Raw genomic sequence first — 23,798 nt, forward strand, 5'->3', positions numbered from 1 at the left:
GGCCGCCCCGTCTCCACGGCACGGCCTCCTCCCGCCGCCGACTTTATAGGGACGGCGGCGGGATTGACAATCAGCGGCGCGTGACTTGGCACGGTGCTAGACCCTCATGGTGAGGAGGCGCGCGAGCGCCGTCTCGAACCATGCAGGCCGAGAAGCAATAGTCGGGCCTTCATCCTTCGAGACGCGCTACGCGCTCCTCAGGATGAGGGATGAGAGCTGTTGCGTCCTCACACAATTCCCGCCGCGACCTGGCCGCGCAGGCGCTCGAGGCCGAGCAACGTCTCCGCACAGGCTGCCGCAACTTCGACGCCCTTGATCGCAAAGTGCCTGCGGAAGAAATCGTAGTGCACTTCGGTCTCGTGGAATTGCTGCGGCGTCAGCACGGCCGAGAACACCGGCACTTCGGTGCGCAGTTGCACGTCCATCAGCGCCTTGATCACGGTGTCGGCGACGAACTCGTGACGATAGATGCCGCCGTCGACGACGAGGCCGGCGGCGACGATCGCGGTGTAGCGCCGTGTCTTGGCCAGGACCTGCGCATGCAGCGGGATCTCGAACGATCCCGGCACCTCGAAAACGTCGACATGGGTGAGATGCCGCGCCTCGGCCTCCCTGACGAAGGCGATGCGGGCTTCCTCGACGACGTCGCGGTGCCAGCAGGCCTGCACGAAGGCCACCCGCTGCGGTTTTGCAAAACGCGGATGTTCGGTGACTGGAACCGGCGGCTGTGTCTGGGACGTTTCGGCTTTGGAGGTTTCAGCTTGGGGGTCTTGCAACATCTGATTCATGGCTTTCCCTTAAAGGACCAGAATCAGGGCACACGGAACGACAAACAGCCGCACCTCGCGATGCGTCTGCCACCGACCGTTCTCTTTCATCCGGACTTTAACCGTCGGCTTCGGAGTCGCACCGAATCTGCTGACCCCTCCCCTTGGCAAGAAACCTTGGGGAAGGCGCTCGCGGGCTTAGGCCTTTCGGCCCTTACCGCCGGTGGGGACTTTCACCCCGCCCTGAGAACATCGGCCGTCCGGAATGAACGGCCTGGATGGAAATATGACGCCGGTTCGGGGCTGCAGCAAGCGTGTTCCGCATGGAAAAACGCATGGTCCCATGCCGGCCTGGGGGTGCTCCTGAAGGTCCGGGCCTCCCGCGGCGGAATTAACGATTGGCGCCTTTGGCGAATCCGATTCCTGTTTGTTCTCTTCGTTAAGAATTGTGGCCGTGAGATGAGCTGTGGACGAACGAGTCCTGACTTGTGGACGGACTCGGCAGCCAGTTGCGCAGATTCCGCAAATCACATCAGTTGATCCGCGACAAGCCGCGCTGATCCCGGGACCGCAACAGCGACTCCGAGGGATCGTCCCAGCGATAACTGGGGGAGCGCGCGCCGGACCAACCGCGTGCGTATCAAAGACAACAAAAAGGCAAGAGGTCGAGACGGCATGTCCCTGCTCGAAGGCACTATCGATTCCAGAAGTCACCCGCTCGCGGTGGTCGAAGATATTGCTGCCAGCAACAACTGGCCGTTTGAACGCTCCGGCGAAGACGAACTCACGATTGTCTCCAAGGGACAATGGACCGACTACCAGATCTCCTTCACCTGGATGGGCGAGATCGAGGCGCTGCATCTGGCCTGCGCCTTCGACATGAAGATTCCGGTCGCGCGCCGGAGCGAGGTGCAGCGGCTCGTCGCCGCGGTCAACGAGCAATTGTGGGTCGGCCATTTCGACCTCTGGACCAACAGCGGCATGATCATGCATCGTCAGGCCCTGGTGCTGCCGGGCGGCCTCACCGCCTCGACCGCGCAATGCGAAGCCATGCTCGCCGGCGCCATCCACGCCTGCGAGCGCTACTTCCCCGCGTTCCAGTTCGTGGTGTGGGCCGGCAAGACCACCGCGCAGGCGATGGACGCCGCGATGTTCGACACGGTGGGAGAGGCGTAGGCCCGGCCTCGCTCTCCGCCGTCGTCTCGGACAAGCGAAGCGCAGATCCGGGAGCCATACCGCGTAATTTCGCTTTGTCTCGCGACGCTTGTTGCTCTGCCCTTCGTCCATTAGAACCGCCTGTGTTTATGGGTCCCCGCCTTCGCGGGGACGACACGAGTATGTGGCAGCAGCGATGGCAAACAGCACTCTCCAAAACATCTCCGGCACCATCCTGCTCGCCGGCGCCGGCAAGATGGGCGGCGCGCTGCTGACCGGATGGCTGGCGGGCGGGCTCGACCCGCGCCGCGTCGCGGTGGTCGATCCGCACATCTCGCCCGAGATCACCGCGCTTGCCGGCAGGGGCGTGGCGCTCAATCCCGATGTGAAGGCGGCCGGTGCCGTCGAGACGATGGTCGTCGCTGTGAAGCCGCAGATGTTCCGCGAGGCCGGCGCCAGGCTGAGATCGTTCGTTTCGGAGACAACCTCGGTCGTCTCGATCATGGCGGGAACCACGATCGCCTCGCTTCAGGAGGCCTGCGGCGGCGCCGTCGTGCGCGCGATGCCGAACACGCCGGCCGCGATCGGCCGCGGCATCACCGTTGCGGTCGCCGCGAACGATGTCAGCGCACAGCAGCGCGCGGTGGCGGATGCGCTGCTGCGCGCCACCGGCTCGGTCGAATGGGTCGAGGATGAAGGCCTGATGGATGCGGTGACCGCCGTCTCCGGCTCGGGCCCGGCCTATGTGTTCCTGCTCGCCGAAGAGCTCGCGCGTGCCGGCGTCGAGGCGGGATTGCCCGAGGCGCTGGCGACGAAGCTCGCGCGCGAAACGGTCGCCGGCTCCGGCGAACTGCTGCACCAGTCGGAGCTTGCCTCCAGCACGTTGCGCCAGAACGTCACCTCGCCCGGTGGCACCACTGCCGCGGCCCTCGGCGTGCTGATGGGCGAGCCCGGCCTGCGTGACCTGATGATCCGCGCGATCGCCGCGGCGACGCTGCGGTCGAAGGAATTGGCGAAGTAGCGGCTACGCCTCGAGTCGTTTGTTGAACATCTCGACATTGACGAGCCCGCGGGCGTGGCGGCCTTCGCCGAGCTTGCGGGTGCCTTCGAACGCCTCAACCTCGAAACGGATGACACGGCGCTCGACCGCAACGACCTTCGCGGTGGTCCGCACCGTTGCACCGACCAGCGCCGCGGCAAGATGGCGGATGTCGACCTCTGTGCCGACCGTGACCCAGCCCGGCTGCAGCGCCGCGCGGATCGCATCGCCCGACGTCATCTCCATCTCCAGGATCATCATCGGCGTCGCATAGACCATCGGCATACCCGGCACGAAATGCCCGACGGTGCGCTCCGCCGGGACCACCAGCATGCGCTCGGCACTCATGCCGACCTTGATGAAATCGCGTGCGTCCATGGGTGCCTGAAACTCCGCTGTCGTCCCGGACAAGCGAAGCGCCGATCCGGGACCCATCATCACAGGATTGAGTTTGGCGAAGACTCGGAGTTACCGGTTCGCTTCCACAACCACTCTCTGTGGTTATGGGTCCCCGCTTTCACGAGGACGACAGTGGTGCTTGCCGATATACCGGTGGCTATTTCTTCGCCGCCGCCGCGCGCTCGACGAACGTCTTGCCGCCCTTCATCTTATGGCGGAGCGGGGCTTCGTTGATCTGGATGACGACGGCATCGGCATCGACGCCGAGATTCTTCACCAGCGCCTGGGTGATGTCGCGCATCATGCCGGCCTTCTGCTCGTCGGTGCGGCCTTCGGCCATGCTGACAGTAATCTCAGGCATCGTTCTCTCCCTTGCGGCCGAACACCGGCCATTGACGGTCGCCATCAAACAAGACGTGGATGCCCGGGACAAGCCCGTGCATGACGCCTGCCGGAATGGCTATCCCCACTTTACGTCATGGCGCGCCAGCACCTCGCGCACTTTCGCGACGAGATCGACTTCGCTGCATGAAAACTGCGCCGGGCGGCTCTCGCGCCATTCCTGGTTGGAGGCGATGGCCGCGGCGGCCTTGGCGCCTTCGATCAGATCCTTGATCTGCACCTCGCCGCGCGCCTTTTCATCGGAGCCCTGGATGATCACGCAAGGCGCATTGCGGCGGTCGGCATATTTGAGCTGGTTGCCCATGTTCTTGGGATTGCCGAGATAGAGCTCGGCGCGGATGCCGGCGGTGCGCAAGCTTGCCACCATCTTCTGGTAGTCGGCGACGCGATCGCGGTCGAACACGGTGACGACGACGGGACCGAACTCGGGCCGCGTGTCGAGCTTGCCGAGCAGCGTCAGCGCCGCCTGGAGCCGCGACACGCCGATGGAGAAGCCGGTCGCCGGCACCGGCTCGCCGCGGAAGCGCGAGACGAGGCCGTCGTAACGACCGCCGCCGCCGACAGAGCCGAAGCGCACCGGGCGCCCCTTCTCGTCCTTGGTCTCGAGCAACAGTTCGACCTCGTAGACGGGGCCGGTGTAATATTCGAGGCCGCGCACGACGGAGGGATCGATCTTGATGCGATCCGCACCGTAACCCGACGCCGCGACCAGCTTGGCAATCTCTTCCAGCTCGCTCACGCCGGCCTGACCGACATCGCTCCTGGCGAGAAAGGTTTCTGCCGCGGCAATGGCCTCTTTCCAATCGTCCCGCGGCTTGGTGATGGCGAGAACGACGTCGGCCTCCGCCGCGCTCAGATTGGCGCCCTTCGTGAAGTCGCCCTTGCCTTCTTCGCCCCCATCCCACCGTCCGGGACCAAGCAATTTGCGGACTTCGTCGGCGGGAAATTTGTCGAGCTTGTCGATTGCGCGCAGCACCGTCAGCCTGCGGCCCGCATTCTCGTCACCGGCGAGCCCGATGGCTTCCAGAACGCCGTCCAGCACTTTGCGATTGTTCACCTTCACGACATAGGAGCCGCGCTGCACGCCCAGCGCTTCCATCGTATCCGCCGCCATCATGCAGATCTCGGCATCCGCCGCCGGCGTCGCCGAGCCGACCGTGTCGGCGTCGAACTGCATGAACTGGCGGAAGCGGCCGGGGCCGGGCTTCTCGTTGCGGAAGACGTAGCCGACGCGGTAGCTGCGATAGGGCAACACCAGACCGTCGGTGCCGTAGCGCTCGCCGACATAGCGGGCGAGCGGCGCGGTCAGGTCGTAGCGCAGGCTGATCCACTGCTCGTCGTCGTCCTGGAACGAGAACACACCCTCGTTCGGACGATCCTGGTCAGGCAGGAACTTGCCGAGCGCGTCGGTGTATTCCATCGCCGGCGTCTCCACCGGCTCGAAGCCGTAGAGCTCGTAGACGGCGCGGATCTTCTCGACCATCTCGCGGGTCGCCCGGATCGCGGCGGGGTCGCGATCCTCGAGCCCGCGCGGCAGGCGCGCCTTCAGTTTCTGGGGTTTTTTGGGTTTTTCGGCCATGCGCGGCGTTTACCAGCCGGCGCGGGACGCGGCAACCGGCGGCTTGCCTTACGGCTGCTCCATCCGGGCCCTCAGCGCATCCGCATCCGCCTTCGGCAGCGATTTCAGCGTCGGCTTGATGGTTTCCCCGCCGACGATCTTGCCGTTGCGCATGAACATCCAGTCCGAGATGTCGGCCTCGCTGAACTTGACCTCGTCGCCTGCCCGCTTACCGGGCAGATCGCGCGGCTCGTTGGCGAAGCGGCCGGAATAGGCCCCGTTCGGCAGCTTCTTCACCTCGGCGATCCAGATGTGCTCGCCGCCCCTGCGGGTCGAAAAGCGCACTTTCAGGGCGTGGCCGGTTTCCGACGGCTTTGGTGCTTCATAGGAGGCCCAGAAGGTCGGGAGCGTGCCGCGGGCGCGCGCGATCGCCGTGTTCATTTCGGGATCGGTGGTGCGCACGTCGACGATTGGCGAACGGTCCTCCGCGGCAACCTCCGGCACGGGGCCGATGGTCAGGAGGCCGAAGATGGTGACGCCGGTAAGTGCGGCGAGAATGGCCCATTTCAGGGGCTGGGGGAGCGTGGATGCCATGATCGCGGTGTCCGGGATGCCTTGATATCTCCGGGCTTTGTCGCAGGATCATGGCGAGGCGTTCATGGCGCTCGCTCTTCTCCCTCTCCCCGCAATCGGGGAGAGGGAGAAGAAATCAAAACACCTTGCGGATCCAGTTGTGCGGATCGTTGGTGCGGCCGTACTGGATGTCGACGAGCTGCTTGCGCAGGCCCATGGCGACGGGGCCGGCGGCGCCGCCGCCGATCTCGAAATCGCCGCTCACCGAACGCACCTTGCCGATCGGCGAGATCACGGCGGCAGTGCCACAGGCAAACGCCTCCTTCAGCTTGCCGGAGGCCGCGTCCTTGCGCCACTGGTCGAGCGAGTACGGCTCCTCGCGCACGGTCTTACCGGCATCCCGGGCGAGCGTGATGATGGAGTCGCGGGTGATGCCGGGCAGGATGGTGCCGAGCGGCGGCGTCGACAGCGAGCCGTCCTCGAACACGAAGAACACGTTCATGCCACCGAGCTCCTCGATGTAGCGGCGCTCGATCGCGTCGAGGAACACGACCTGATCGCAGCCGTGCTGGATCGCTTCGGCCTGCGCACGCAGGCTCGCCGCGTAATTGCCGCCGCATTTGACGGCACCGGTGCCGCCGACGGCCGCACGCGTGTAGTTCTCCGACACCCAGATCGAGACGGGCGCGGGTCCGCCCTTGAAATACGAGCCGACCGGCGAGGCGATCACCGCGAAGATGTATTCGGACGACGGCTTGACGCCGAGGAAGGTCTCGCTCGCGATCATGAAGGGCCGCAAGTAAAGGCTGCCCTCGCCGCCCGGCATCCAGGCGCGGTCAATGCGCACGACCTGCTCGACCGCTTCGATGAAGACGTCCTCGGGCAGTTGCGCCATCGCCATGCGATCGGCGGAGTCCTTGAAGCGCCGCGCATTGGCGTCGGGGCGAAACAGGTTCACGCCGCCGTCGTCGCGCTTGTAGGCCTTGAGCCCCTCGAAGATTTCCTGGGCATAGTGCAGGACGGCGCCGGCCGGATCGAGCTGGAAGTTGGTGCGGGCCTCGATCTTGGCCTCGTACCAGCCGCCCTTGGCCTGGTTGTAGCGGACGATCGCCATGTGATCGGTGAAGACCCGCCCGAAGCCGGGGTCCACCAGCTTGGCGACGCGGTCCTTTTCTGGCGTAGGGTTGGATGCGGGCTGGATGTCGAATTTCATGCTCATGTCCTTAGGCCTCCCGCTGCCGGTGGCGGCTGTCCTGGCGCCTGCCTACCCTGTTTCGGGCCCGGCTGGCTTGATGTGGTTTCTGGCCGGACCACCGCCAGCCTTGTTACGGCCGGTTTCCGTGGCCAGCATGTCGCCGAGGACATGCTTTTGCGGAAGGCGGAAGTCCAGTATGTTTTGCCGAAATGCCGCTCGACAATCGCACGGTAGATCTGCTTCGGCCGTCGCCGCCTGTCCGGCTCACTCCGGCCGCCTGCTTCGATGCGCCCCCACGCGAAACGATCTAAAATTTCGTGCGGGTCGATCGTTTTGTAACATTGAACCCAAGATACGTCAATATGCCTGACATAAATTTCGCGACTCCCCCTCAAGACGCTGCCGAGCCTCGGCCGGCCGCAGGCGATGGAGGCAATTTGCGCTGGGATATCATCGAGCTGCTGTTCTTCGCCTATCGTGATTTCGTCGGCGATCCCGACCAGGAGCTGGAGGCCTTTGGCTTCGGCCGGGCCCATCACCGGGTCATGCATTTCGTCTATCGCTATCCCGGTCTCAAGGTCGCCGACCTGCTCGACGTCCTGCGCATCACAAAACAGTCGCTCGGCCGGGTGCTCAAGCAGCTGCTGGACGAGGGCTATATCGTGCAGAAGACCGGCGACAATGACCGCCGCCAGCGCCTGCTCTACGCGACGCCGAAGGGCGAGGCGCTGGTGCAGAAGCTCGCCGGTCTGCAGACCACGCGGATAACCAGGGCGCTGGCCGAGATGGCGCCGGAGGATGCCGAGACCGTCAAGCGCTTCCTGCGCGCGATGATCGACCGCGACGATCCGGACAAGGTGCTGGAGACGATCTTCGCCAACGTCAATCAAGACGGAAAGGAGTGACCGTGCCACTCGCTGCCACGCTCGCCCGCCCACCGGTGCAACCGGCCGATGACGCGCCTCATCTGCTTTTGGTGGATGACGACCGCCGCATCCGCGATCTGCTGTCGCGCTTCCTCGCCAGCGAAGGCTATCGCGTCACCACCGCGGCGAGCGCCGGCGATGCGCGCTCGAAGCTGCTGGGCCTGCATTTCGACCTGCTGATCCTCGACGTGATGATGCCCGGGGAGACCGGCTTCGATCTCGCCCGCTTCATCCGGACCTCCTCCTCGGTGCCGATCGTGATGCTGACGGCAAGGCACGAAGCCGAAGCCCGCATCGAGGGCTTGCAGATCGGCGCCGACGACTATGTGGCAAAGCCATTCGAGCCGCGCGAGCTGGCGCTGCGCATCAACAACATCCTCAAGCGTGCCGCACCGCCGCCGCAAACCGCGGCGGTCGAGAAGATCGCGTTCGGTCCCTACGTCTACCATCTCGACCGCGGCGAATTGCGCCAGGGCGAGGAGGTCATCCACCTCACCGACCGCGAGCGCGAGATGCTGCGCATTCTCTCGGAGACGCCGGGCGAGACCATTCCGCGCAGCGCGCTGACCGGCAATGGCAGCGTCAACGAACGCGCCGTCGACGTGCAGATCAACCGCCTGCGGCGCAAGATCGAGACCGACCCGGCCAATCCGTTGTTCCTGCAGGCGGTGCGCGGCATCGGCTATCGCCTGGTGGCCTCGCCATAAAAAGATCAGTGAAGCGCGACCGATGAGCACGATCGATACCGGCCTGACGCTGCTCAAGAGCGCTGCCGGCCGCGTTTCAGCCGCCAATGGCTGGATGGGCAACGCGTTCAAGGGCTGGATGCCGACCGGCCTCTATGCCCGCGCGCTGCTGATCATGATCGTGCCGATGGTGATCCTGCAGACCGTGGTCGCCTTCGTGTTCATGGAGCGGCACTGGAATACGGTGACGCGACGGCTATCAGCCGCGGTGGTGCAGGACATCGCCGCGCTGATCGACGTCTACAAGAGCTATCCGCAGGACAAGGACCGCGCCCAGCTCAAGAGCATCGGACAGCGATTGCAGTTGGTGGTCGATTTTCTGCCCCCCGGCGACATGCCACCCCCGGGACCAAAACCGTTCTTCTCGCTGCTTGACCAGACGCTGTCGGTGCAGCTCGGCCGCCAGATCGGACGCTCGTTCTGGATCGACACCGTCGGCCGCTCCAACCTTGTCGAGATCCGCATCCAGCTCGACGATGCCGTGATGCGCGTGTTCGCGCAGCGCAGCGCCGCCTATGCCTCGAACTCGGAGATCTTCCTGTTCTGGATGGTCGGCACGTCATCGATCCTGCTGATCGTCGCGGTGCTATTCCTGCGCAACCAGATCAAACCGATCCTGCGCCTTGCGGATGCCGCGGAGAGTTTCGGCAAGGGCCGCGAGGCGCCAAACTTCAGGCCGCGCGGCGCGCGCGAGGTGCGGCGCGCAGCGGTCGCCTTCCTGGAAATGAAATCGCGCATCGAGCGCACGATGGAGCAGCGCACCGCGATGCTTGCGGGCGTCAGCCACGATCTGCGCACCATCCTGACCCGCTTCAAGCTCGAGCTGGAGTTGATCGGCGACAGTCCCGAGCTCGAGGGCATGCGCAAGGACGTCGACGAAATGTCGATGATGCTTGAGGACTATCTCGCTTTCGCCCGCGGCGATTCCGGCGAGCAGTCGCAGCCGACCGACATGGCGCAGGCGCTCGAAGAGCTGCGCAGCGACGCCGAACGCCACGGCCACACCGCCACCGTCGCGTTCCACGGCCTGCCTGTGGTCACGGTGAAGCCGGCCTCGTTCAAGCGCTGCCTCGCCAACCTCGTCACCAACGCCGCGCGCTACGGCAAGAGCATCGCCATCACCGGCCAGCGCGATCACCGTTATTTGACCGTGACGGTCGACGACGACGGGCCGGGCATTCCCGTCCATCTGCGCGAAGACGTGTTCAAGCCGTTCCTGCGGCTGGACAACGCGCGCAACCAGGACGAAGGTGGCACGGGCCTTGGCCTCGCCATCGCCCGCGACATCGCCCGTTCACACGGCGGCGACATCACTCTCGGCGACAGCCCGATGGGGGGATTGAGGGCGAGTGTGAGGATTCCGGTGTAGGCTACGATCCCACCTACTTCGGCAGCAAATTCTTCAGTTTGTCGATGTCGCGCACGTTCATCTTGAAGCCGCCGGGCATCACGATGTCGCCGGGCTTCTGCTCCGGCTTGCAGGCGCCGAGCCACTTGGCTTCGAGGGTCATGGTGGTGTCGCGCCCCGCGGCACCGACAGCGCCGCCTTGCGCATGCGACGAGGTCTTCACCGTATAGGCCGAGTTGAAATCGCCAGTAATCTCGGCATGCGAGGTCGTGCTGATGCCGGCGACGCTGCACTCGGAATCGCTGACATAGCCGGTCGCGGTCTTCTTGATCTCCTGCTTGGCGCAGATCTGCTTGGCCATCGGGGAGACGTTGTTGTTCATCTCCTTGTCGACGGTCTCGTCGGTGCAGTGCTGCATGGTCATCTCAGGGACAGGCGTGCCCGTCCTGACCATCTTCAATTCCCACAGACCGGCCTTGCGCACCGGCAGATCATCCGCGCAAGCCGCGCCTGCCGACAGAACGACGCAAAGGGCCGAGCCGAGCAAAGCGAGTTTGCGCGTCATGTTTCGATGCTCCCGGCTGAGAGATTGCGGCGCGATGAGAGCGCTTTAGTAGAGCGTGCGGATCGGCTGCTCGGCGGCGCCATAGGGCACCCAGCGGCAGGAGAACGAGATGTAGCCGCCCTCATAGGCCTGCACCGCGAGAAACTTCACCACCTTGCCGTAGCGCGCGCAGTGATCGACCGCGACCTGACGCGCATCGACCTGGGTCGCCATCGAATAGGCGATGATGCCGCCGGTGTCGTTGCCCTTGAACGGCGGCACCGGAAGGAGATCGGCGCGCGCCGACTGGCTCGCCACAATACCCAAGGCAAGAATGCCCGCGGCCGCAATGATTCGCATTCCCGTTACTCCAATTGGTTGGCGCCAGTTTACGGTGCCGGAATGGAAGTGAAAAGAACTGAAGCCCTGCCGGCTGCGACGTTATGGTCAACTCTTGGGTAAGTGTTGCCGCGCTGCACTTGACCTGCCCGGGCCTTCGCGGCACCGTCCAGCCTTCAAGACCCAGCTGTCCGGATTGCCCATGCGCGCCCCCTCCCTGAAATCGCTCCGCTTTGCCGCCGTGTTCGGCCTCATGTTCGGAGCGCTGTCGCTCGGCGAGGCCAGGGCCGCCAATCCACTGGAGCTGAACTTCTGGCTCAGCGGGCCGCGCTATGACGGCGCCGTCGCCGATTGCGACAAGGCGCTGCCGACCATCGCCACCCAGTTCTGGGAAAAGGAAAGCTCGTTCTGGAATTCCTCGTTGAAGATCACCGGCTTCGCCGCTGTTCACGAGGTCGCTTTCCGGCCCTGGCAGTCCGACAACATTCCGCGCCGCTATTGCACCGGTGAGGCCATGCTCAATGACGGCAAGGCACGCAAGGTGCATTTCTCGATCATCGAGGACGGCGGCTTTGCCGGCTACGGCAACGGTGTCGAATGGTGCGTGGTCGGGGTCGATCGCAACTGGGCCTACAATCCGGCCTGCCGCGCCGCCAAGCCGTAATTCGACCAGCCCTGATTCGGACCGATCAGGAGCCAAGCCAGCGCCGCTCGAAATTTGTTCTTGAAATGTTCTTTTCGCCTGCTAGGCTCGATTGCACAGTCTAGTTGAGGGGCGTCGCCATGTTTCATTCCAGATTGCAATCTTTCTCCCGCCTGATGATCTCACTGACGCTTGCCCTGCCCCTTGCAGCCGGGCTGGTCGTCTTCGCGAGCGGTGCAAAGGCCCAGGACAAGCGGCAGAACGCGCCCGGCGAATTCGATTTCTATGTGCTGTCGCTGTCGTGGTCGCCCTCGTTCTGCGAGGAGGCCGTCGAGCGCGGCGGGCGCTCGCAGATGCAGTGCGGCGGGCGGCCCTATGCCTTCGTGGTGCACGGGCTATGGCCTCAATATGAGAACGGCTTCCCCGAATATTGCCAGCGGCCGTCGCCGCGGCTGAACCGCAACATCGTCTCCTCGATGCTCGACCTCATGCCGGCGCCGGGCCTGATCTTCAACGAGTGGGACAAGCACGGCACCTGCTCCGGGCTCGACGGCCGCAATTATTTCGAGACGATCCGCAAAGCGCGCGCCGTGGTGAAGATCCCGGCCGAATATCTCGACCTGTCGCAGGCCAAGACCGTGGCGCCAAGCGAGGTGGAAGAGGCCTTCGTCAAGGCCAATCCGGGCCTGAGCAATGCGGCCGTGTCGGTCACCTGCAACCGGACACGGCTCTCCGAAGTCCGAATCTGCCTCAGCAAGGATCTGCAGTTCCGCGCCTGCGAGGAAACCGACCGCCGCGCCTGCCGCCGCGACCAAGTCACGATGCCGCCGATCAGGGGTGGTTGAGGTCAGTACGGCCTCCGTCATGCCCGGGCTTGTCCCGGGCATCCACGTCCTTCCTGCGTGCGGTTTCGCGTGATGGCCGGGACAAGCGCGGCCGTGACGAGTAGAAGATGCTGCGCATCTTCTCTCATGAGCCGCAGATCCTTCCATGAACTACCGTCACGCCTTCCACGCCGGCAGCTTCGCCGATGTCATCAAGCACATCGTGCTGGCGCGCATCATCACCTATCTGCAGGACAAGCCGGGGGCGTTCCGCGTCATCGACACCCATGCCGGCGCCGGGCTCTACGATCTCGACAGCGACGAGGCGCGCCGCAGCGGCGAGTGGCTGACGGGCATTGCGCGGCTGATGCAGGCACGGCTGTCGAACGACACCATCGCGCTGATCAAGCCCTATCTCGACATCGTTCGCGCCTTCAATCCGAAGGCCGAGCTCAAGGCCTATCCGGGCTCGCCGCTGATCGCGCGCAGCCTGATGCGGCCGCAGGACCGTCTGGTCGCCTGCGAGCTCGAGCCGAAGGCCCGCAAGGCGCTGATCGGCGTGCTGCGCCGCGACGAACAGGCCCGCGTGGTCGATCTCGATGGCTGGGTTGCGCTCCCTGCCTTCGTGCCGCCGAAGGAGCGGCGCGGCATCGTGCTGATCGATCCGCCGTTCGAGGCAAAGGACGAGTTCGAAAGGCTCGGCGAGGCCTTCTCAGCGGCCTTCGCGAAATGGCCGACTGGTATCTATGTAATCTGGTATCCGGCCAAGAGCCGGCGCGCCACCGACGCGCTGTCGCAGCTCGTGGCGCGGCTCGCAGCCGCAGCAAAGCCGCCGGGAAAATGTCTGCGCCTCGAATTCAGTGTCGCGCCGCAGCTCGACGGCGCCGCCCTCACCTCCACCGGCCTGCTGATCGTCAACCCGCCCTACACGCTGCACGGCGAGCTAAAGACGATCCTGCCCGAGCTGGAAATGCCGCTCGGCCAGGGCGGAGCTGCCAGATTCCGATTAGAAGTGCCGCGGCCGTAACGCTCCGGCATTCTTGGGAAAAATATGCAGTAGCGGTAGTCAATCTGCAGAGAACCGTATTATGCTGTTTCAGTGACTGGCTTTACGTTCCGCTTCCGCGAATGGTTGCGGCGGAGTGAAGGCCTAAGAAAGATCCGGCCGGACCGACAAGGTCCGTTCAAGGATGGCCAGCTCTCCCGGGCTCCGTAAGGCCCGGTCATGTCGTGGCGTGCGTCTGCGTCGCGACGGAGGAGCAATGAGGGGGAGTTTCCCGATGGCCATGACGGGAACGGTTAAGTTCTTCAACGGCGAGCGCGGCTACGGTTTCATCAAGCCGGACGACGGCGGTCGCGATGTGTTCGTTCACATCACCGCTGTGGAGCGGGCAGGATTGAAGGACCTTGCCGAAGGACAGCGTATTACATTCGAAGTCGAACCGGACAAGAAAGGGAAGGGACCGAAGGCGGTCAATTTGGTCATCCTCTCCTAGCGGCCTGGCGCAAACCACCTGGCGCAAAAAAATCCCGGCCGCGAGCGGCCGGGAGGTTGTTGTCCGGTATTTTCTTGTTGCTATCAGAAGTGATAGTTCACGCCTGCGCGCACAACGCTGGCGCTATAGCCGTTTGACACGCCCGTAATTCCGAACTGGCTGGTCGACAGGTCGATGTAGAGATATTCGAGCTTCACGCTCCAGTTCTGCGCAAGGCCGAGCTCTGCGCCGGCACCGATGGTCCAGCCGGCGCTGGTGTGCGACTCCGTCCAGCCGAACGTCTGCGCGCGCAGTTCGCCGAAGGCGAGGCCGGCGGTGCCGTAGAACAGCACGTTGCTGAAGGCATAGCCGGCGCGGCCGCGCAGGGTACCGAACCAGGGATTGGAGAACTTCCACGGCGCGAAAGTGTCGTCGGCGCCTGCGGCCTGGATGTCGCCCTCGACACCGAACACCCACGGACCGTTCTGGAAATTGTAGCCGGCCTGCGCGCCACCGACGAAGCCGGAGGGCTTCACGGGACTGTTGCTCACCGAGCCCCACTCGTAGCCGAGATTGGCGCCGAGATAGGGGCCCGCCCAGCTATAGGCGTTGAGCGGCTGATTGACCGTGTAGGGCGCACGCTGCCCGTAACTGAGATCGGCGGCCTCTGCCGAAGCTGTCCAGCCGGCAGCAACCAACGCGGCTGCGCCCACGACGAACCCCTTCATCACACACTCTCCAACGCAACTGCCGTCACCGGATGCTGCCTTGCGCCGCCGCGCCGGGCCAAAAACGCATGGTTACGGAACCAAGAACTTTTCGCGTAAGATTTATCGAGAGTTTTAAGTTAAAGGGCTGTTAAGGCGGGTTACCGCGCTGTTAACAGACTTAAGGAAGCGTTACCGGGAACCGCGCCCGCCATCCCTGTGCGTGCCGCACCGCCGGAACTTCAAATCGGCATCCCCAGCGCTTAAATTCGCACCATGGTTCACGATTCCACCGACAATCCGGATGAGGCGCGCGCGCGCAAATCGCCGCGGGCCACTGCGACCGACACGCCGCCCGAGGGGCTGACGCCGCCGGATCTCGATCCTGCGGCCGCCGGCGGCGACGACGAGGACGAGGCGCGGCTGCCGGACATCCTGGAGGAGAGCGGCGCGGTCGGCGAGGAGCCGCTGGCGACGGGTCATGAGGCGATCGAGCGCGCGGTCCGGCTCGCCCCCACCTCGCCCGGCGTCTATCGCATGCTCAGTGCGAATGCCGACGTGCTGTATGTCGGCAAGGCCAAGAACGTCAAAAAGCGCCTGTCGAACTATGCGCGCCAAAGTGCGCCGCAGCCGGCGCGCATCCTGCGCATGATCGCCGCCACCGTAACCGTGGAAATCATCTCGACCACGACCGAGACCGAAGCGCTGCTGCTCGAGGCCAACCTCATCAAGCAGCTCCGGCCGCGCTTCAACGTGCAACTGCGCGACGACAAGTCGTTTCCCTATATCCTGATCACCGGCGACCATTGGGCGCCGCAAATCCTCAAGCACCGCGGCGCCCAGTCGCGGCCCGGCCGCTATTTCGGCCCATTCGCTTCCGCCGGCGCCGTCAACCGCACCATCACGGCCCTGCAGCGCGCGTTCCTGATCCGCTCCTGCACCGACTCGTTCTTCGAGAGCCGCACCAGGCCCTGCCTGCTCTACCAGATCCGCCGCTGCGCCGGTCCCTGCACCCGCGAAATCGACTTCCCCGGCTACACGACGCTGGTGCGCGAGGCGACCGACTTCCTGTCCGGCAAGAGCCAGGCCGTCAAGCAGGAGCTCGCGGGCGAAATGGAAAAGGCCTCGGGCGAACTCGAATTCGAAAGCGCCGCGCTCTACCGAGATCGCCTCGCCGCGCTGTCGGCGATCCAGTCGCAACAGGGCATCAATCCGCGCACCGTGGAAGAAGCCGACGTGTTCGCCATCCACCAGGAAGGCGGCTTCTCCTGCGTCGAAGTGTTCTTCTTCCGCACCGGCCAGAACTGGGGCAACCGCGCCTATTTCCCGCGCGCAGAGAAGACCTACACGCCGGAGGAAGTGCTCGGGTCCTTCCTCGCACAGTTCTACGACGACAAGCCGCCGCCCAAGCACATCCTGCTCTCGCACGAGATCGAGGAGAGCGAGTTGCTGGCCAATGCGCTGTCGATCAAGGCTGGCCACAAAATCGAGGTCACGACGCCCAAGCGCGGCGAGAAGAAGGAGCTGGTCACCCACGCGCTGACCAATGCGCGCGAGGCGCTGGGCCGCAAGCTCGCGGATACCGCGACGCAGAGCCGGCTGCTGGATGCCATGGCCGCGACACTGAGCCTGCCGCATTCGCCCAAGCGCATCGAGGTCTACGACAACAGCCACATCCAGGGCACCAACGCGGTCGGCGCGATGATCGTCGCCGGCCCGGACGGCTTCGTCAAAAATCAGTACCGCAAGTTCAACATCAAGTCGGAAGGGCTCACGCCCGGCGACGATTACGGCATGATGAAGGAGGTGCTGGAGCGCCGCTTCAAGCGCCTGGTCAATCCGCCTGAAGAGGGCGCAGCCAAGACCAAGGAGGACGATTTCCCGCAATGGCCCGACCTCGTCATCATCGACGGCGGCCGCGGCCAGCTCAATGCGGTCCGGGAGATCTTCACGAATCTCGGCCTGACCCAGGTGTCGCTGATGTCGGTCGCCAAGGGGCCGGACCGGGATGCCGGCCGCGAGACCCTGTTCATGCCGGAGCGCGAGGCGATCAAGCTGGAGCCGCGCGACCCCGTGCTGTATTTCATCCAGCGGCTGCGGGACGAGGCCCACCGCTTCGTCATCGGTTCGCACCGCAAGCTGCGCAAGAAGGACATTCGCGAGGCCGGCTTGCAGGAGATTCCGGGCATCGGCCCGTCACGCAAACGTGCCTTGCTGCATCATTTCGGAACCCTGAAGGAGATCGAACGGGCCTCGATCGCCGATCTCGGCAAGGTTCCGGGGGTGAGCGCCGAGAGCGCGCGCAGGATTTTCGACTTTTTCCATCCCCAGCCGGGGTGAACTCAAGGGAGCCGCGGTCATATGGTCGTCGCATCCCGCACCCCATTTGGGATCGGGACGGTTGACCTTCAGGCACCAGCGGTATTGGTAGGACGGATGAACATCGCCACGACACGAGGGACGAACAGCCGCGCGATGTCCCTCCCGAATATCCTGACCTATGGCCGGATCGCCGCGATCCCGGTCGTGGTCGGGTGCATCTACGCGCAATCGATTCTGGATCAGCCGCTGTGGCTGCGCTGGGTGGCGGTCGCCATCTTCATCGCCGCAGCAGTGACCGATTACCTCGACGGCTATTACGCCCGGATATGGAATCAGCAATCGGCGTTCGGCCGGATGCTCGATCCAATCGCCGACAAGCTGCTGGTCGCCTCCTGCCTGCTGATGCTGGCCGCCGACGGCATCATCCATGGCTGGTCGCTGTGGGCCGCGATCGTGATCCTGTGCCGCGAGATCCTGGTCTCGGGCCTGCGCGAATACCTCGCCGCGCTGCGCGTCAGCGTTCCCGTGACCAAGCTTGCCAAGTGGAAGACGACGGTCCAGCTCGTCGCCATCGGCTTCCTGATCGCCGGCCCGGCCGGCGACGAGGTGGTGCCGATCGTCTCGATGATCGGACTGGTGCTGCTATGGGCCTCGGCGATCCTCACCATGTACACCGGCTACGATTATTTCAGCTCCGGCATCCATCACCTCATCAAGGAGGATGAGGCATGAAGGTGAAGTACTTCGCCTGGGTGCGCGAGCGCGTCGGCAAGGCCGAGGAGACGATCGAGCCGCCGGCGACCGTGCGCACCGTCGAGGAGCTGATCACCTGGCTGTCCGGCCGGAGCGAGGCTTATGCCTATGCCTTCGAGAAGCCGAAGGTGATCCGCACCGCGATCGACCACGCCCACGTCAAGTCCGACGCCGCCATCGCCGGCGCCCGCGAGATCGCGTTCTTCCCGCCGATGACCGGCGGCTAATCCATGACATCCGCTGCCACCACCTGCCCCGTCACCATCCGCATCCAGGAGGACGATTTCGATATCGCGCGCGAGATCGCGGTCCTGACCAAAAGCCGTACCGACATCGGTGCCGTCGTCAGCTTCTCCGGCATCTGCCGCGGCGACGAGGACAGCGCGAAGATCGCGTCACTGACGCTCGAACATTACCCCGGCATGGCGGAGGAAGAGATCAAGCGCCACGCCGACGAGGCGACCTCGCGCTGGCCGCTCAACGGCGTCACGGTAATCCATCGCGTGGGACGGTTCATGCCCGGCCAGAACATCGTGCTGGTGCTCACCGCCTCGCAGCACCGCCAGGCAGCCTTTCAGGCCGCCGAGTTCCTGATGGACTATCTCAAGACCAACGCGCCGTTCTGGAAAAAGGAAGAGAGCGCCACCGGCACCGGCTGGGTCGAGGCCCACGCCCGTGACGACGAGGCCGCCGCACGCTGGACCCGATCCTGATGGCAAGAGCATCCAAGAAGACCGTGCGCGGCCGCGCCGCCCCGAAACTCGCGAAGGTCGGCCGCGGCGAGCTGCTCACGCTGATCGATTTTGTCCGCTATGCAGTGAGCCGCTTCACCGAGGCCAAGCTCGCCTTTGCGCACGGCACGACGGATCCGGTCGCCGAAGCCGTCTTCCTGGTCAGCGAGGCCCTGCACCTGCACCCCGACCAGTTCGAGATCTTTGCCCATGCCTGCGTCACGACAGCGGAGGGCAAGATCCTTCTCGACCTCATCCATAAGCGCGTGACCACGCGCAAACCGGCCGCCTATCTCGTGAACAAGATCTACATGCGCGGCCTGCCCTTCTATGTCGACGAGCGCGTCATCGTTCCGCGCTCCTTCATCGGCGAGCTGCTGGAGTCGCATTTCGGCGGCGACGGCGAAGTGGGGTCCCTGATCGACGACCCCACGGCCGTCGAGCGCGTGCTCGACCTCTGCACCGGCTCAGGGTGCCTGGCGATCCTCGCTGCGCATCATTTCCCGAACGCGACGATTGATGCCGTCGATATCTCGAAGGGCGCACTCGAAGTCGCCGCGCGCAATGTCAGCGAACACGGGCTCGACGAGCGGATCACGCTCCACCGCGGCGATCTGTTCGCCCCGCTCGGCGACAACAAATACGATCTGATCATCACCAACCCGCCTTATGTCGATGCCGAGGGCATGGCGGCATTGCCGCCGGAATGCCGGGCCGAGCCGAAGCTCGCCTTCGACGGCGGCGCCGACGGTCTCGACGTGGTGCGCCGCATCGTGCACGACGCGCCCGATCATCTCACGCCGGATGGCGGGCTGCTCTGCGAGATCGGCCGCGGCCGCGAATTGGTCGACGAGGCGTTTCCGGAACTGCCGCTGCTCTGGCTCGACACCGAGGAGTCAGAGGGCGAGGTGTTCTGGATCGCGGCCGCCGATCTCGGCTGATCCGTCACGACAATCGAGCTCCGGCGGAACAAGTCAAATTCCGCCACGTTCATCCCCCGGACGAAGTTCTCGCTTTCGGAGGATATCCGCATGCTCGCGCCATCGGGCGAATTGCTGCGCGCCGGCATGGCGCTGAAACTCAACCATCTCAAGCGGGCCACGCAATCCTATCTGCGTGACCGCACCAATCAAGCCACCGGACACGTGACCACCTATGCGGTCGCGGCGGGGTTGTTTGCCGCGGCCGGGCTGTTCGTGATTGCGACCTTCTTTGTCGGCCTGATCGCCCTGTACCGTTGGGTCGCCATCGCCTACGGGCAATTTTGGGGTTTTGGCGCCGTTGCTTCCGTCTTGCTGGTGCTGGCAGGTGCCTGTGCCGGCGTGGCGGTGGCGCAGATGAATCGCAAGACCAGGCCCATCGTCCCCCTCGCCAGTCGTCTGCGCGTGGCGATCGCCACGCCGCGGATCCCCCGTGGAACTGTCCAGCAGGCGGTCAAGGAGGTCGCGACCGCGATTCCCCTGGTGCCGCTCGGGCCAGACGAAGAACCGGGCGCAGGACGTCATGACGGCCGAACGAAGCCGGCTCGCAACAGCCGGCCACTGCAGCTTGGCCTGATGGTCGCCGCCGCCGGATTGCTGGGCGTGACCGTGGTGCGGCGGAAGTACCGTCACCACCGCCTGGACATATGATGTCCACGCCGCGATCAGGACAGTTCGACAGTTGGCTCCTGGTCGCCGCCACGACCGTGTTCGTGCTGACCGCGGAACGGTATCTCAAGGGCTTCGCTCCGCCGAAGCCGGCCGAGACCCGCCGCAACCTTGAAACCAGTTCCCCCGAAACGAATCCAGCGTATGCGGCTGCGCAGCCCGGCCGTGGCCGACGTTCGAACAACCCGTTCACGATCCCCTGGGCCGGCTGGAAGGACATCCTCTGGCGGACTTATCCCCGGATCGACGATGATCGCCTGCTCGCCACGGCGGCCGGTGTCGTCTTCTTCGGCCTGCTCGCGATCTTTCCGGCCGTCACCGCGCTGGTCTCGTTCTACGGCCTGTTTGCCGATCCCGTGACCATCGGCGACAATCTCCAGACCCTCGCGGTGATGCTGCCGGAAGGCACCTATCAGATCATCGGCGACCAGGTCACCCGCGTCGTCTCCAGCGGCAACGCCGAGCTGGGCACGACCTTCCTGTTCGGCCTCGTGCTCGCAATCTGGAGCGCCAATGCCGGCGTCAAGGCCATCATCGACGCCCTCAATGTTGCCTATGAGGAGCGCGAGAAGCGCAGCTTCATCCGGCTCAACATGGTGTCGCTGGCGTTTACCGTCGGCGGCATCATGGCACTCCTGCTGATGGTCGGCGCCGTCGTCGCCTTCCCGCTCGCGCTTGATCACCTCCGGCTCGCGCCCGAAAGCAAGCTGATCATCGCGATTGCGCGCTGGCCCCTCCTGCTGGTGTTCCTGCTTGCTGCGCTGGCGCTGCTGTATCGGTTCGCGCCAAGCCGGGACGCACCGCGCTGGCAGTGGCTGAGTGTGGGCGCATTGACCGCTGCCGTGCTCTGGATCGCCGGCTCGGCGCTGCTGTCCTGGTATCTGTCGGCCTTCGCCAACTACAACGCGACCTACGGCTCGCTCGGCGCTGCGATCGGCCTGATGATGTGGATGTGGATGTCCGTCATCGTCATCATGTTCGGGGCCGAATTGAACTCGGAGATCGAGCGGCAGACCCTGCACGACACGACCACCGGGCAGCCGAAGCCGCTCGGCAGCCGTGAGGCCGTCTCCGCCGACACGGTCGGCGCCGCCGCGCCGTCCTGATGGCGATGGTCAGGCCGAAGCCGGCCTGACCGAACCCAGCCCTCAGCGCCTGGTTATGACGGCTTCCAGATATTCGCTGTGCACGACCACCGTGCCGTCGTCGGCATGGTTGAACTCGCCCAGCAAAGTCATGAGATCGCGCCGCAGCGCCGCCTGGCCGGTCTCGTCGAGCGCGGCGAAGGCCTTCAGCATCGGTCCGTAGTACGATTTGAAGACATCGAGCCAGTGCTCCGGCGAGCGATAGCGGAACACGAACATGCGCGGTTCGGCTGATATCTCCGAGGCCTTGGTGATGAACATCTCCTCGAGCCGTGCCTGCGTGCCCCACAAGGCCGGCGATTTCACACCCGCCGGTGGCGCCACATGCTTGCCGATGGTCTTGAAGAGCTGGCCGATGAACCCCTGCGGCGTCCAGTTGGCGAGGCCGATCTTGCCGCCGGATTTGCAGACCCGCGCGAGCTCGGAGGCCGCCTTGTCCTGATCCGGCGTGAACATCACGCCGAAGGTCGAGACGACGACGTCGTAGCTCGAATCCGCAAAGGGAAGCGCCTCGGCATCAGCCTCGCGAAATTCGACCGTCAGATGATCCGCTGCCGCGCGCTCCTGACCGCGCTTGAGCAGCGCGGGCACATAGTCGGTCGATGTGACGTCACACCAGCGCCGCGCCGCCGCCAGCGTCGCATTGCCGTTGCCGGCGGCGACGTCCAGCACCTTGCTGCCGGCGCGCAAGTCGAGTGCCTCACAGAGCTGCTCGCCGACGATCTGCAAGGTGGTGCCTACGACGGCGTAGTCGCCGGACGACCAGGCGCCTTGCTGGCGCTGCTTGACGGCGGCGAGATCGGGTTGGGCGGGAGCCGGCTTGAGCGCTGCGGATGTCGACATGGCAATTCTCCTGGGGTTGAAAACGCCGGGACGATAGGGCGCATGCGGCTCGCTGGCCTTGAGAGCGGCGTTATTTTACGCTGAGACTGCCTTGATTTCCCCGCGGGAGCCGAGGGCAGCGTGACATTCCATTTCGAGGACTTCGTACTCGATCCCGAACGCCGCGAATTGCGGCAGATGGAGACGCATGTCGCGCTGGAGCCCCAGGTGTTCGACCTGCTGCTCTATCTGGTCCGCAACCGCGAGCGCGTCGTGACGCGGGACAATCTGCTCGACGCGATCTGGAACGGCCGTGTCGTCTCGGAATCGACGCTGACCAGCCGGATCAACGCGGCACGCCGTGCCGTCAACGACAATGGCGAGGAGCAACGGCTGATCCGCACCATCGCGCGCAAGGGCATGCGCTTCGTCGGCGAAGTCACGGAGATTCCCGCGGCGATCACGCCCGCAGCGCCAGGCAAGGCGTCCAGCGCGCCGCCAACGGGATTGCCGCTGCCGGATCGTCCGGCCATCGCGGTGCTGCCGTTCACCAACATGAGCGGCGAGGCCGAGCAGGACTATTTCTCCGACGGCATCAGCGAGGACATCATCACCGCGCTGTCGAAGCTGCGCTGGTTCTTCGTGATCGCGCGCAACTCGTCCTTCATCTACAAGGGCCGCACGGTCCATCTGCGGCAGGTCGCTGAGGAACTCGGCGTGCGCTACGTCGTCGAGGGCAGCGTCCGCAAGGACGGCGACCGCGTCCGCATCACCGCCCAGCTCAACGACGTTGCCACCGGCAGCCATCTGTGGGCCGAGCGGTACGACCGCGAACTTGCCGATGTCTTCGCGGTGCAGGACGAGATCACGGAGGCGATCGTCGCCGCGATCGAGCCGCAGCTCTACGCCGCGGAAAACTTCCGCGCCCAGCGCAAGCCGCCGGACAGCATGGACGCCTGGGATCTCGTGATGCGCGCGCTATCACATTACTGGCGCGTGACGCGGCAGGATCATGTCGTGGCGCAGGCGCTGCTCGAAAAGGCCATCGCCCTCGACCCGAACTACGGCAAGGCGCTCGGCCTGCTCGGCACCAGCTACATGTTCACGGCGCATATGGGCTGGATGGAGATGGCCAGCGCAATAGCCGCCGCCGAGCGCGCCGCGCGTGCGGCGACCCGGGCCGACGACGAGGATGCCTGGGCGCACAACGCGCTTGGCCATGTCCACCTGTTCGCGCGGCGCTTTGAAGACTCGCTCGCCGAATTCGAGACTGCGCTGCGGCTCAATCCGAACTTCGCGCTGGCGCAAGGCTATTACGGCCTGACGCTGGGCTATTGCGGCCGCTGGCAGGATGCCGACGAGGCCGCGCGCAGGGCGATCCGCCTCAGCCCGCGCGATCCCTATGCCCCGGTGTATTTCGGCATCGCCGCCTATGCCCGCTTCCTCGGCGGCGACGACGCAGAGGCAATCCGGCTGGCCCAGGAGGCCTTGCGCCAACGCAGCGATTTCGTCGGCGCGCATCGGGTGCTGACCGCAGCCGCCGGCATGGCCGGGCAAACCGAGATCGCTCACGCGGCCCTGAAGGAGCTCCGCCGCGCCCAGCCGAACGTGTCGCTCGCCTGGATCGCCGAGTTCATACCGGTCAAACTCGCCCCCGACCGCGAGCGCTATCTCGAGGGCTTTCGCCGGGCAGGCCTGACATAAGCTTTGCTGACATAAGCCTTACAGAGGCAGCT

General features: G+C 64.9%; 27 protein-coding genes and 1 riboswitch. Of the genes, 17 read left to right on the forward strand and 10 right to left on the reverse strand.

Annotated elements, in window-relative coordinates:
• Window positions 1-227: 227 nt before the first annotated feature.
• Window positions 228-788 (reverse strand): 6,7-dimethyl-8-ribityllumazine synthase, encoded by a 561-nt coding sequence (locus FNV92_RS30285; RefSeq protein ID WP_143843350.1) that lies wholly within the window; start codon window positions 786-788, stop codon window positions 228-230.
• A 74-nt stretch (window positions 789-862) separates the two neighbouring features.
• A riboswitch (FMN riboswitch) is annotated at window positions 863-1,022 on the reverse strand.
• 420 nt (window positions 1,023-1,442) lie between these two features.
• Here FNV92_RS30285 and FNV92_RS30290 point away from each other — a divergent pair.
• Together FNV92_RS30290 and proC are read left to right on the forward strand one after the other, a co-directional pair.
• A complete protein-coding gene (locus FNV92_RS30290) occupies window positions 1,443-1,943 on the forward strand; it encodes a type III secretion system chaperone family protein (RefSeq protein ID WP_015688539.1) in 501 nt (166 codons plus the stop codon).
• A 175-nt stretch (window positions 1,944-2,118) separates the two neighbouring features.
• Complete coding sequence (proC, locus tag FNV92_RS30295) at window positions 2,119-2,943, forward strand: pyrroline-5-carboxylate reductase (protein WP_143843349.1); 825 nt, start codon at window positions 2,119-2,121, stop codon at window positions 2,941-2,943.
• A 3-nt stretch (window positions 2,944-2,946) separates the two neighbouring features.
• On the opposite strand, the gene FNV92_RS30300 is transcribed toward proC, so the two are convergent.
• From FNV92_RS30300 to FNV92_RS30320, 5 genes are all read right to left on the reverse strand, one after another.
• Complete coding sequence (locus tag FNV92_RS30300; protein WP_143843348.1) at window positions 2,947-3,339, reverse strand: thioesterase family protein; 393 nt, start codon at window positions 3,337-3,339, stop codon at window positions 2,947-2,949.
• Between the two features lie 178 nt (window positions 3,340-3,517).
• On the reverse strand, window positions 3,518-3,721 hold the full coding sequence (locus FNV92_RS30305; RefSeq protein ID WP_008144861.1) for a tautomerase family protein: 204 nt from the start codon (window positions 3,719-3,721) through the stop codon (window positions 3,518-3,520).
• Window positions 3,722-3,820: 99 nt separating this feature from the next.
• Complete coding sequence (gene hisS / locus FNV92_RS30310; RefSeq protein WP_143843347.1) at window positions 3,821-5,341, reverse strand: histidine--tRNA ligase; 1,521 nt, start codon at window positions 5,339-5,341, stop codon at window positions 3,821-3,823.
• 48 nt (window positions 5,342-5,389) lie between these two features.
• The gene (locus FNV92_RS30315) at window positions 5,390-5,914 is read right to left on the reverse strand and encodes a YegJ family protein (RefSeq protein WP_143843346.1); all 525 of its coding nucleotides are present in this window, start codon (window positions 5,912-5,914) and stop codon (window positions 5,390-5,392) included.
• 115 nt (window positions 5,915-6,029) lie between these two features.
• On the reverse strand, window positions 6,030-7,112 hold the full coding sequence (locus FNV92_RS30320; protein WP_015688544.1) for a branched-chain amino acid aminotransferase: 1,083 nt from the start codon (window positions 7,110-7,112) through the stop codon (window positions 6,030-6,032).
• A gap of 338 nt (window positions 7,113-7,450) precedes the next feature.
• On the opposite strand from FNV92_RS30320, the gene FNV92_RS30325 reads away from it, so the two are divergent.
• Genes FNV92_RS30325 through FNV92_RS30335 form a run of 3 tightly spaced genes read left to right on the forward strand, consistent with a single transcriptional unit; the run spans window position 7,451 to window position 10,129 of the window.
• The gene (locus FNV92_RS30325) at window positions 7,451-7,993 is read left to right on the forward strand and encodes a MarR family winged helix-turn-helix transcriptional regulator (RefSeq protein WP_051026618.1); all 543 of its coding nucleotides are present in this window, start codon (window positions 7,451-7,453) and stop codon (window positions 7,991-7,993) included.
• The gene (locus FNV92_RS30330) at window positions 7,990-8,721 is read left to right on the forward strand and encodes a response regulator (RefSeq protein WP_143843344.1); all 732 of its coding nucleotides are present in this window, start codon (window positions 7,990-7,992) and stop codon (window positions 8,719-8,721) included. The genes FNV92_RS30325 and FNV92_RS30330 overlap by 4 nt, the downstream gene beginning before the upstream one ends.
• 22 nt (window positions 8,722-8,743) lie before the next feature.
• A complete protein-coding gene (locus FNV92_RS30335) occupies window positions 8,744-10,129 on the forward strand; it encodes an ATP-binding protein (protein ID WP_015688547.1) in 1,386 nt (461 codons plus the stop codon).
• Between the two features lie 13 nt (window positions 10,130-10,142).
• On the opposite strand, the gene FNV92_RS30340 is transcribed toward FNV92_RS30335, so the two are convergent.
• Window positions 10,143-10,673 (reverse strand): DUF3617 domain-containing protein, encoded by a 531-nt coding sequence (locus FNV92_RS30340; protein WP_143843343.1) that lies wholly within the window; start codon window positions 10,671-10,673, stop codon window positions 10,143-10,145.
• A 45-nt stretch (window positions 10,674-10,718) separates the two neighbouring features.
• On the reverse strand, window positions 10,719-11,012 hold the full coding sequence (locus FNV92_RS30345) for a hypothetical protein (RefSeq protein WP_015688549.1): 294 nt from the start codon (window positions 11,010-11,012) through the stop codon (window positions 10,719-10,721).
• A 181-nt stretch (window positions 11,013-11,193) separates the two neighbouring features.
• On the opposite strand from FNV92_RS30345, the gene FNV92_RS30350 reads away from it, so the two are divergent.
• The 4 genes from FNV92_RS30350 (at window position 11,194) to FNV92_RS30365 (ending at window position 13,954) form a co-directional block, all read left to right on the forward strand.
• A complete protein-coding gene (locus tag FNV92_RS30350; RefSeq protein WP_168213487.1) occupies window positions 11,194-11,655 on the forward strand; it encodes a hypothetical protein in 462 nt (153 codons plus the stop codon).
• A 119-nt stretch (window positions 11,656-11,774) separates the two neighbouring features.
• Entirely contained in the window at window positions 11,775-12,479 is a 705-nt protein-coding gene (locus FNV92_RS30355) for a ribonuclease T2 family protein (protein WP_143843341.1), read from the forward strand.
• Between the two features lie 145 nt (window positions 12,480-12,624).
• Window positions 12,625-13,485 (forward strand): 23S rRNA (adenine(2030)-N(6))-methyltransferase RlmJ, encoded by an 861-nt coding sequence (locus FNV92_RS30360; RefSeq protein ID WP_143843340.1) that lies wholly within the window; start codon window positions 12,625-12,627, stop codon window positions 13,483-13,485.
• A gap of 253 nt (window positions 13,486-13,738) precedes the next feature.
• Window positions 13,739-13,954: a cold-shock protein gene (locus FNV92_RS30365; protein WP_008544396.1), complete on the forward strand. Its 216-nt coding sequence runs from the start codon at window positions 13,739-13,741 to the stop codon at window positions 13,952-13,954.
• A gap of 83 nt (window positions 13,955-14,037) precedes the next feature.
• Here the strand turns inward: FNV92_RS30365 and FNV92_RS30370 are convergent, their stop codons facing one another.
• Window positions 14,038-14,661, reverse strand: a complete 624-nt coding sequence (locus tag FNV92_RS30370) for an outer membrane protein (RefSeq protein WP_168213486.1) — start codon at window positions 14,659-14,661, stop codon at window positions 14,038-14,040.
• Between the two features lie 255 nt (window positions 14,662-14,916).
• Between FNV92_RS30370 and uvrC the strand changes: the two genes are divergently transcribed.
• The 7 genes from uvrC (at window position 14,917) to FNV92_RS30405 (ending at window position 21,201) form a co-directional block, all read left to right on the forward strand.
• Window positions 14,917-16,980: an excinuclease ABC subunit UvrC gene (gene uvrC, locus FNV92_RS30375; protein WP_143843338.1), complete on the forward strand. Its 2,064-nt coding sequence runs from the start codon at window positions 14,917-14,919 to the stop codon at window positions 16,978-16,980.
• A 96-nt stretch (window positions 16,981-17,076) separates the two neighbouring features.
• Window positions 17,077-17,694: a CDP-diacylglycerol--glycerol-3-phosphate 3-phosphatidyltransferase gene (gene pgsA / locus FNV92_RS30380; protein WP_041748548.1), complete on the forward strand. Its 618-nt coding sequence runs from the start codon at window positions 17,077-17,079 to the stop codon at window positions 17,692-17,694.
• On the forward strand, window positions 17,691-17,942 hold the full coding sequence (moaD, locus tag FNV92_RS30385; protein WP_143843337.1) for a molybdopterin converting factor subunit 1: 252 nt from the start codon (window positions 17,691-17,693) through the stop codon (window positions 17,940-17,942). Before pgsA ends, moaD begins: the two co-directional genes overlap by 4 nt.
• A 3-nt stretch (window positions 17,943-17,945) precedes the next feature.
• The gene (locus tag FNV92_RS30390; protein ID WP_143843336.1) at window positions 17,946-18,428 is read left to right on the forward strand and encodes a molybdenum cofactor biosynthesis protein MoaE; all 483 of its coding nucleotides are present in this window, start codon (window positions 17,946-17,948) and stop codon (window positions 18,426-18,428) included.
• Window positions 18,428-19,387, forward strand: a complete 960-nt coding sequence (gene prmB, locus FNV92_RS30395) for a 50S ribosomal protein L3 N(5)-glutamine methyltransferase (protein WP_143843335.1) — start codon at window positions 18,428-18,430, stop codon at window positions 19,385-19,387. The genes FNV92_RS30390 and prmB overlap by 1 nt, the downstream gene beginning before the upstream one ends.
• Before the next feature lie 90 nt (window positions 19,388-19,477).
• Window positions 19,478-20,077, forward strand: a complete 600-nt coding sequence (locus FNV92_RS30400) for a phage holin family protein (RefSeq protein ID WP_143843334.1) — start codon at window positions 19,478-19,480, stop codon at window positions 20,075-20,077.
• Window positions 20,077-21,201, forward strand: coding sequence for a YihY/virulence factor BrkB family protein (locus tag FNV92_RS30405; RefSeq protein ID WP_143843333.1), 1,125 nt, complete (start codon window positions 20,077-20,079; stop codon window positions 21,199-21,201). Before FNV92_RS30400 ends, FNV92_RS30405 begins: the two co-directional genes overlap by 1 nt.
• Before the next feature lie 42 nt (window positions 21,202-21,243).
• Here the strand turns inward: FNV92_RS30405 and FNV92_RS30410 are convergent, their stop codons facing one another.
• The gene (locus FNV92_RS30410) at window positions 21,244-22,083 is read right to left on the reverse strand and encodes a class I SAM-dependent methyltransferase (protein WP_015688561.1); all 840 of its coding nucleotides are present in this window, start codon (window positions 22,081-22,083) and stop codon (window positions 21,244-21,246) included.
• 120 nt (window positions 22,084-22,203) lie between these two features.
• Here FNV92_RS30410 and FNV92_RS30415 point away from each other — a divergent pair, with 120 nt between their 5' ends.
• Window positions 22,204-23,766 (forward strand): winged helix-turn-helix domain-containing protein, encoded by a 1,563-nt coding sequence (locus FNV92_RS30415; RefSeq protein ID WP_168213485.1) that lies wholly within the window; start codon window positions 22,204-22,206, stop codon window positions 23,764-23,766.
• The last annotated feature ends 32 nt before the right edge of the window (window positions 23,767-23,798 follow it).

Source organism: Bradyrhizobium cosmicum, from assembly GCF_007290395.2.
GTDB classification, from domain to species: domain Bacteria; phylum Pseudomonadota; class Alphaproteobacteria; order Rhizobiales; family Xanthobacteraceae; genus Bradyrhizobium; species Bradyrhizobium cosmicum.

Bases quoted from the DNA above. Each gene is read 5' to 3' on its own strand.
- FNV92_RS30300 (WP_143843348.1), bottom strand. From the start codon at position 3,339: ATGGACGCACGCGATTTCATCAAGGTCGGCATGAGTGCCGAGCGCATG.
- FNV92_RS30315 (WP_143843346.1), bottom strand. From the start codon at position 5,914: ATGGCATCCACGCTCCCCCAGCCCCTGAAATGGGCCATTCTCGCCGCA.
- FNV92_RS30390 (WP_143843336.1), top strand. From the start codon at position 17,946: ATGACATCCGCTGCCACCACCTGCCCCGTCACCATCCGCATCCAGGAG.
- FNV92_RS30350 (WP_168213487.1), top strand. From the start codon at position 11,194: ATGCGCGCCCCCTCCCTGAAATCGCTCCGCTTTGCCGCCGTGTTCGGC.
- FNV92_RS30325 (WP_051026618.1), top strand. From the start codon at position 7,451: ATGCCTGACATAAATTTCGCGACTCCCCCTCAAGACGCTGCCGAGCCT.
- FNV92_RS30320 (WP_015688544.1), bottom strand. From the start codon at position 7,112: ATGAGCATGAAATTCGACATCCAGCCCGCATCCAACCCTACGCCAGAA.
- FNV92_RS30285 (WP_143843350.1), bottom strand. From the start codon at position 788: ATGAATCAGATGTTGCAAGACCCCCAAGCTGAAACCTCCAAAGCCGAA.
- FNV92_RS30405 (WP_143843333.1), top strand. From the start codon at position 20,077: ATGTCCACGCCGCGATCAGGACAGTTCGACAGTTGGCTCCTGGTCGCC.
- FNV92_RS30370 (WP_168213486.1), bottom strand. From the start codon at position 14,661: ATGAAGGGGTTCGTCGTGGGCGCAGCCGCGTTGGTTGCTGCCGGCTGG.
- pgsA (WP_041748548.1), top strand. From the start codon at position 17,077: ATGAACATCGCCACGACACGAGGGACGAACAGCCGCGCGATGTCCCTC.
- moaD (WP_143843337.1), top strand. From the start codon at position 17,691: ATGAAGGTGAAGTACTTCGCCTGGGTGCGCGAGCGCGTCGGCAAGGCC.
- FNV92_RS30340 (WP_143843343.1), bottom strand. From the start codon at position 10,673: ATGACGCGCAAACTCGCTTTGCTCGGCTCGGCCCTTTGCGTCGTTCTG.
- FNV92_RS30345 (WP_015688549.1), bottom strand. From the start codon at position 11,012: ATGCGAATCATTGCGGCCGCGGGCATTCTTGCCTTGGGTATTGTGGCG.
- FNV92_RS30360 (WP_143843340.1), top strand. From the start codon at position 12,625: ATGAACTACCGTCACGCCTTCCACGCCGGCAGCTTCGCCGATGTCATC.
- hisS (WP_143843347.1), bottom strand. From the start codon at position 5,341: ATGGCCGAAAAACCCAAAAAACCCCAGAAACTGAAGGCGCGCCTGCCG.
- FNV92_RS30410 (WP_015688561.1), bottom strand. From the start codon at position 22,083: ATGTCGACATCCGCAGCGCTCAAGCCGGCTCCCGCCCAACCCGATCTC.
- prmB (WP_143843335.1), top strand. From the start codon at position 18,428: ATGGCAAGAGCATCCAAGAAGACCGTGCGCGGCCGCGCCGCCCCGAAA.
- FNV92_RS30305 (WP_008144861.1), bottom strand. From the start codon at position 3,721: ATGCCTGAGATTACTGTCAGCATGGCCGAAGGCCGCACCGACGAGCAG.
- FNV92_RS30335 (WP_015688547.1), top strand. From the start codon at position 8,744: ATGAGCACGATCGATACCGGCCTGACGCTGCTCAAGAGCGCTGCCGGC.
- proC (WP_143843349.1), top strand. From the start codon at position 2,119: ATGGCAAACAGCACTCTCCAAAACATCTCCGGCACCATCCTGCTCGCC.
- FNV92_RS30400 (WP_143843334.1), top strand. From the start codon at position 19,478: ATGCTCGCGCCATCGGGCGAATTGCTGCGCGCCGGCATGGCGCTGAAA.
- FNV92_RS30355 (WP_143843341.1), top strand. From the start codon at position 11,775: ATGTTTCATTCCAGATTGCAATCTTTCTCCCGCCTGATGATCTCACTG.
- FNV92_RS30365 (WP_008544396.1), top strand. From the start codon at position 13,739: ATGGCCATGACGGGAACGGTTAAGTTCTTCAACGGCGAGCGCGGCTAC.
- uvrC (WP_143843338.1), top strand. From the start codon at position 14,917: ATGGTTCACGATTCCACCGACAATCCGGATGAGGCGCGCGCGCGCAAA.
- FNV92_RS30290 (WP_015688539.1), top strand. From the start codon at position 1,443: ATGTCCCTGCTCGAAGGCACTATCGATTCCAGAAGTCACCCGCTCGCG.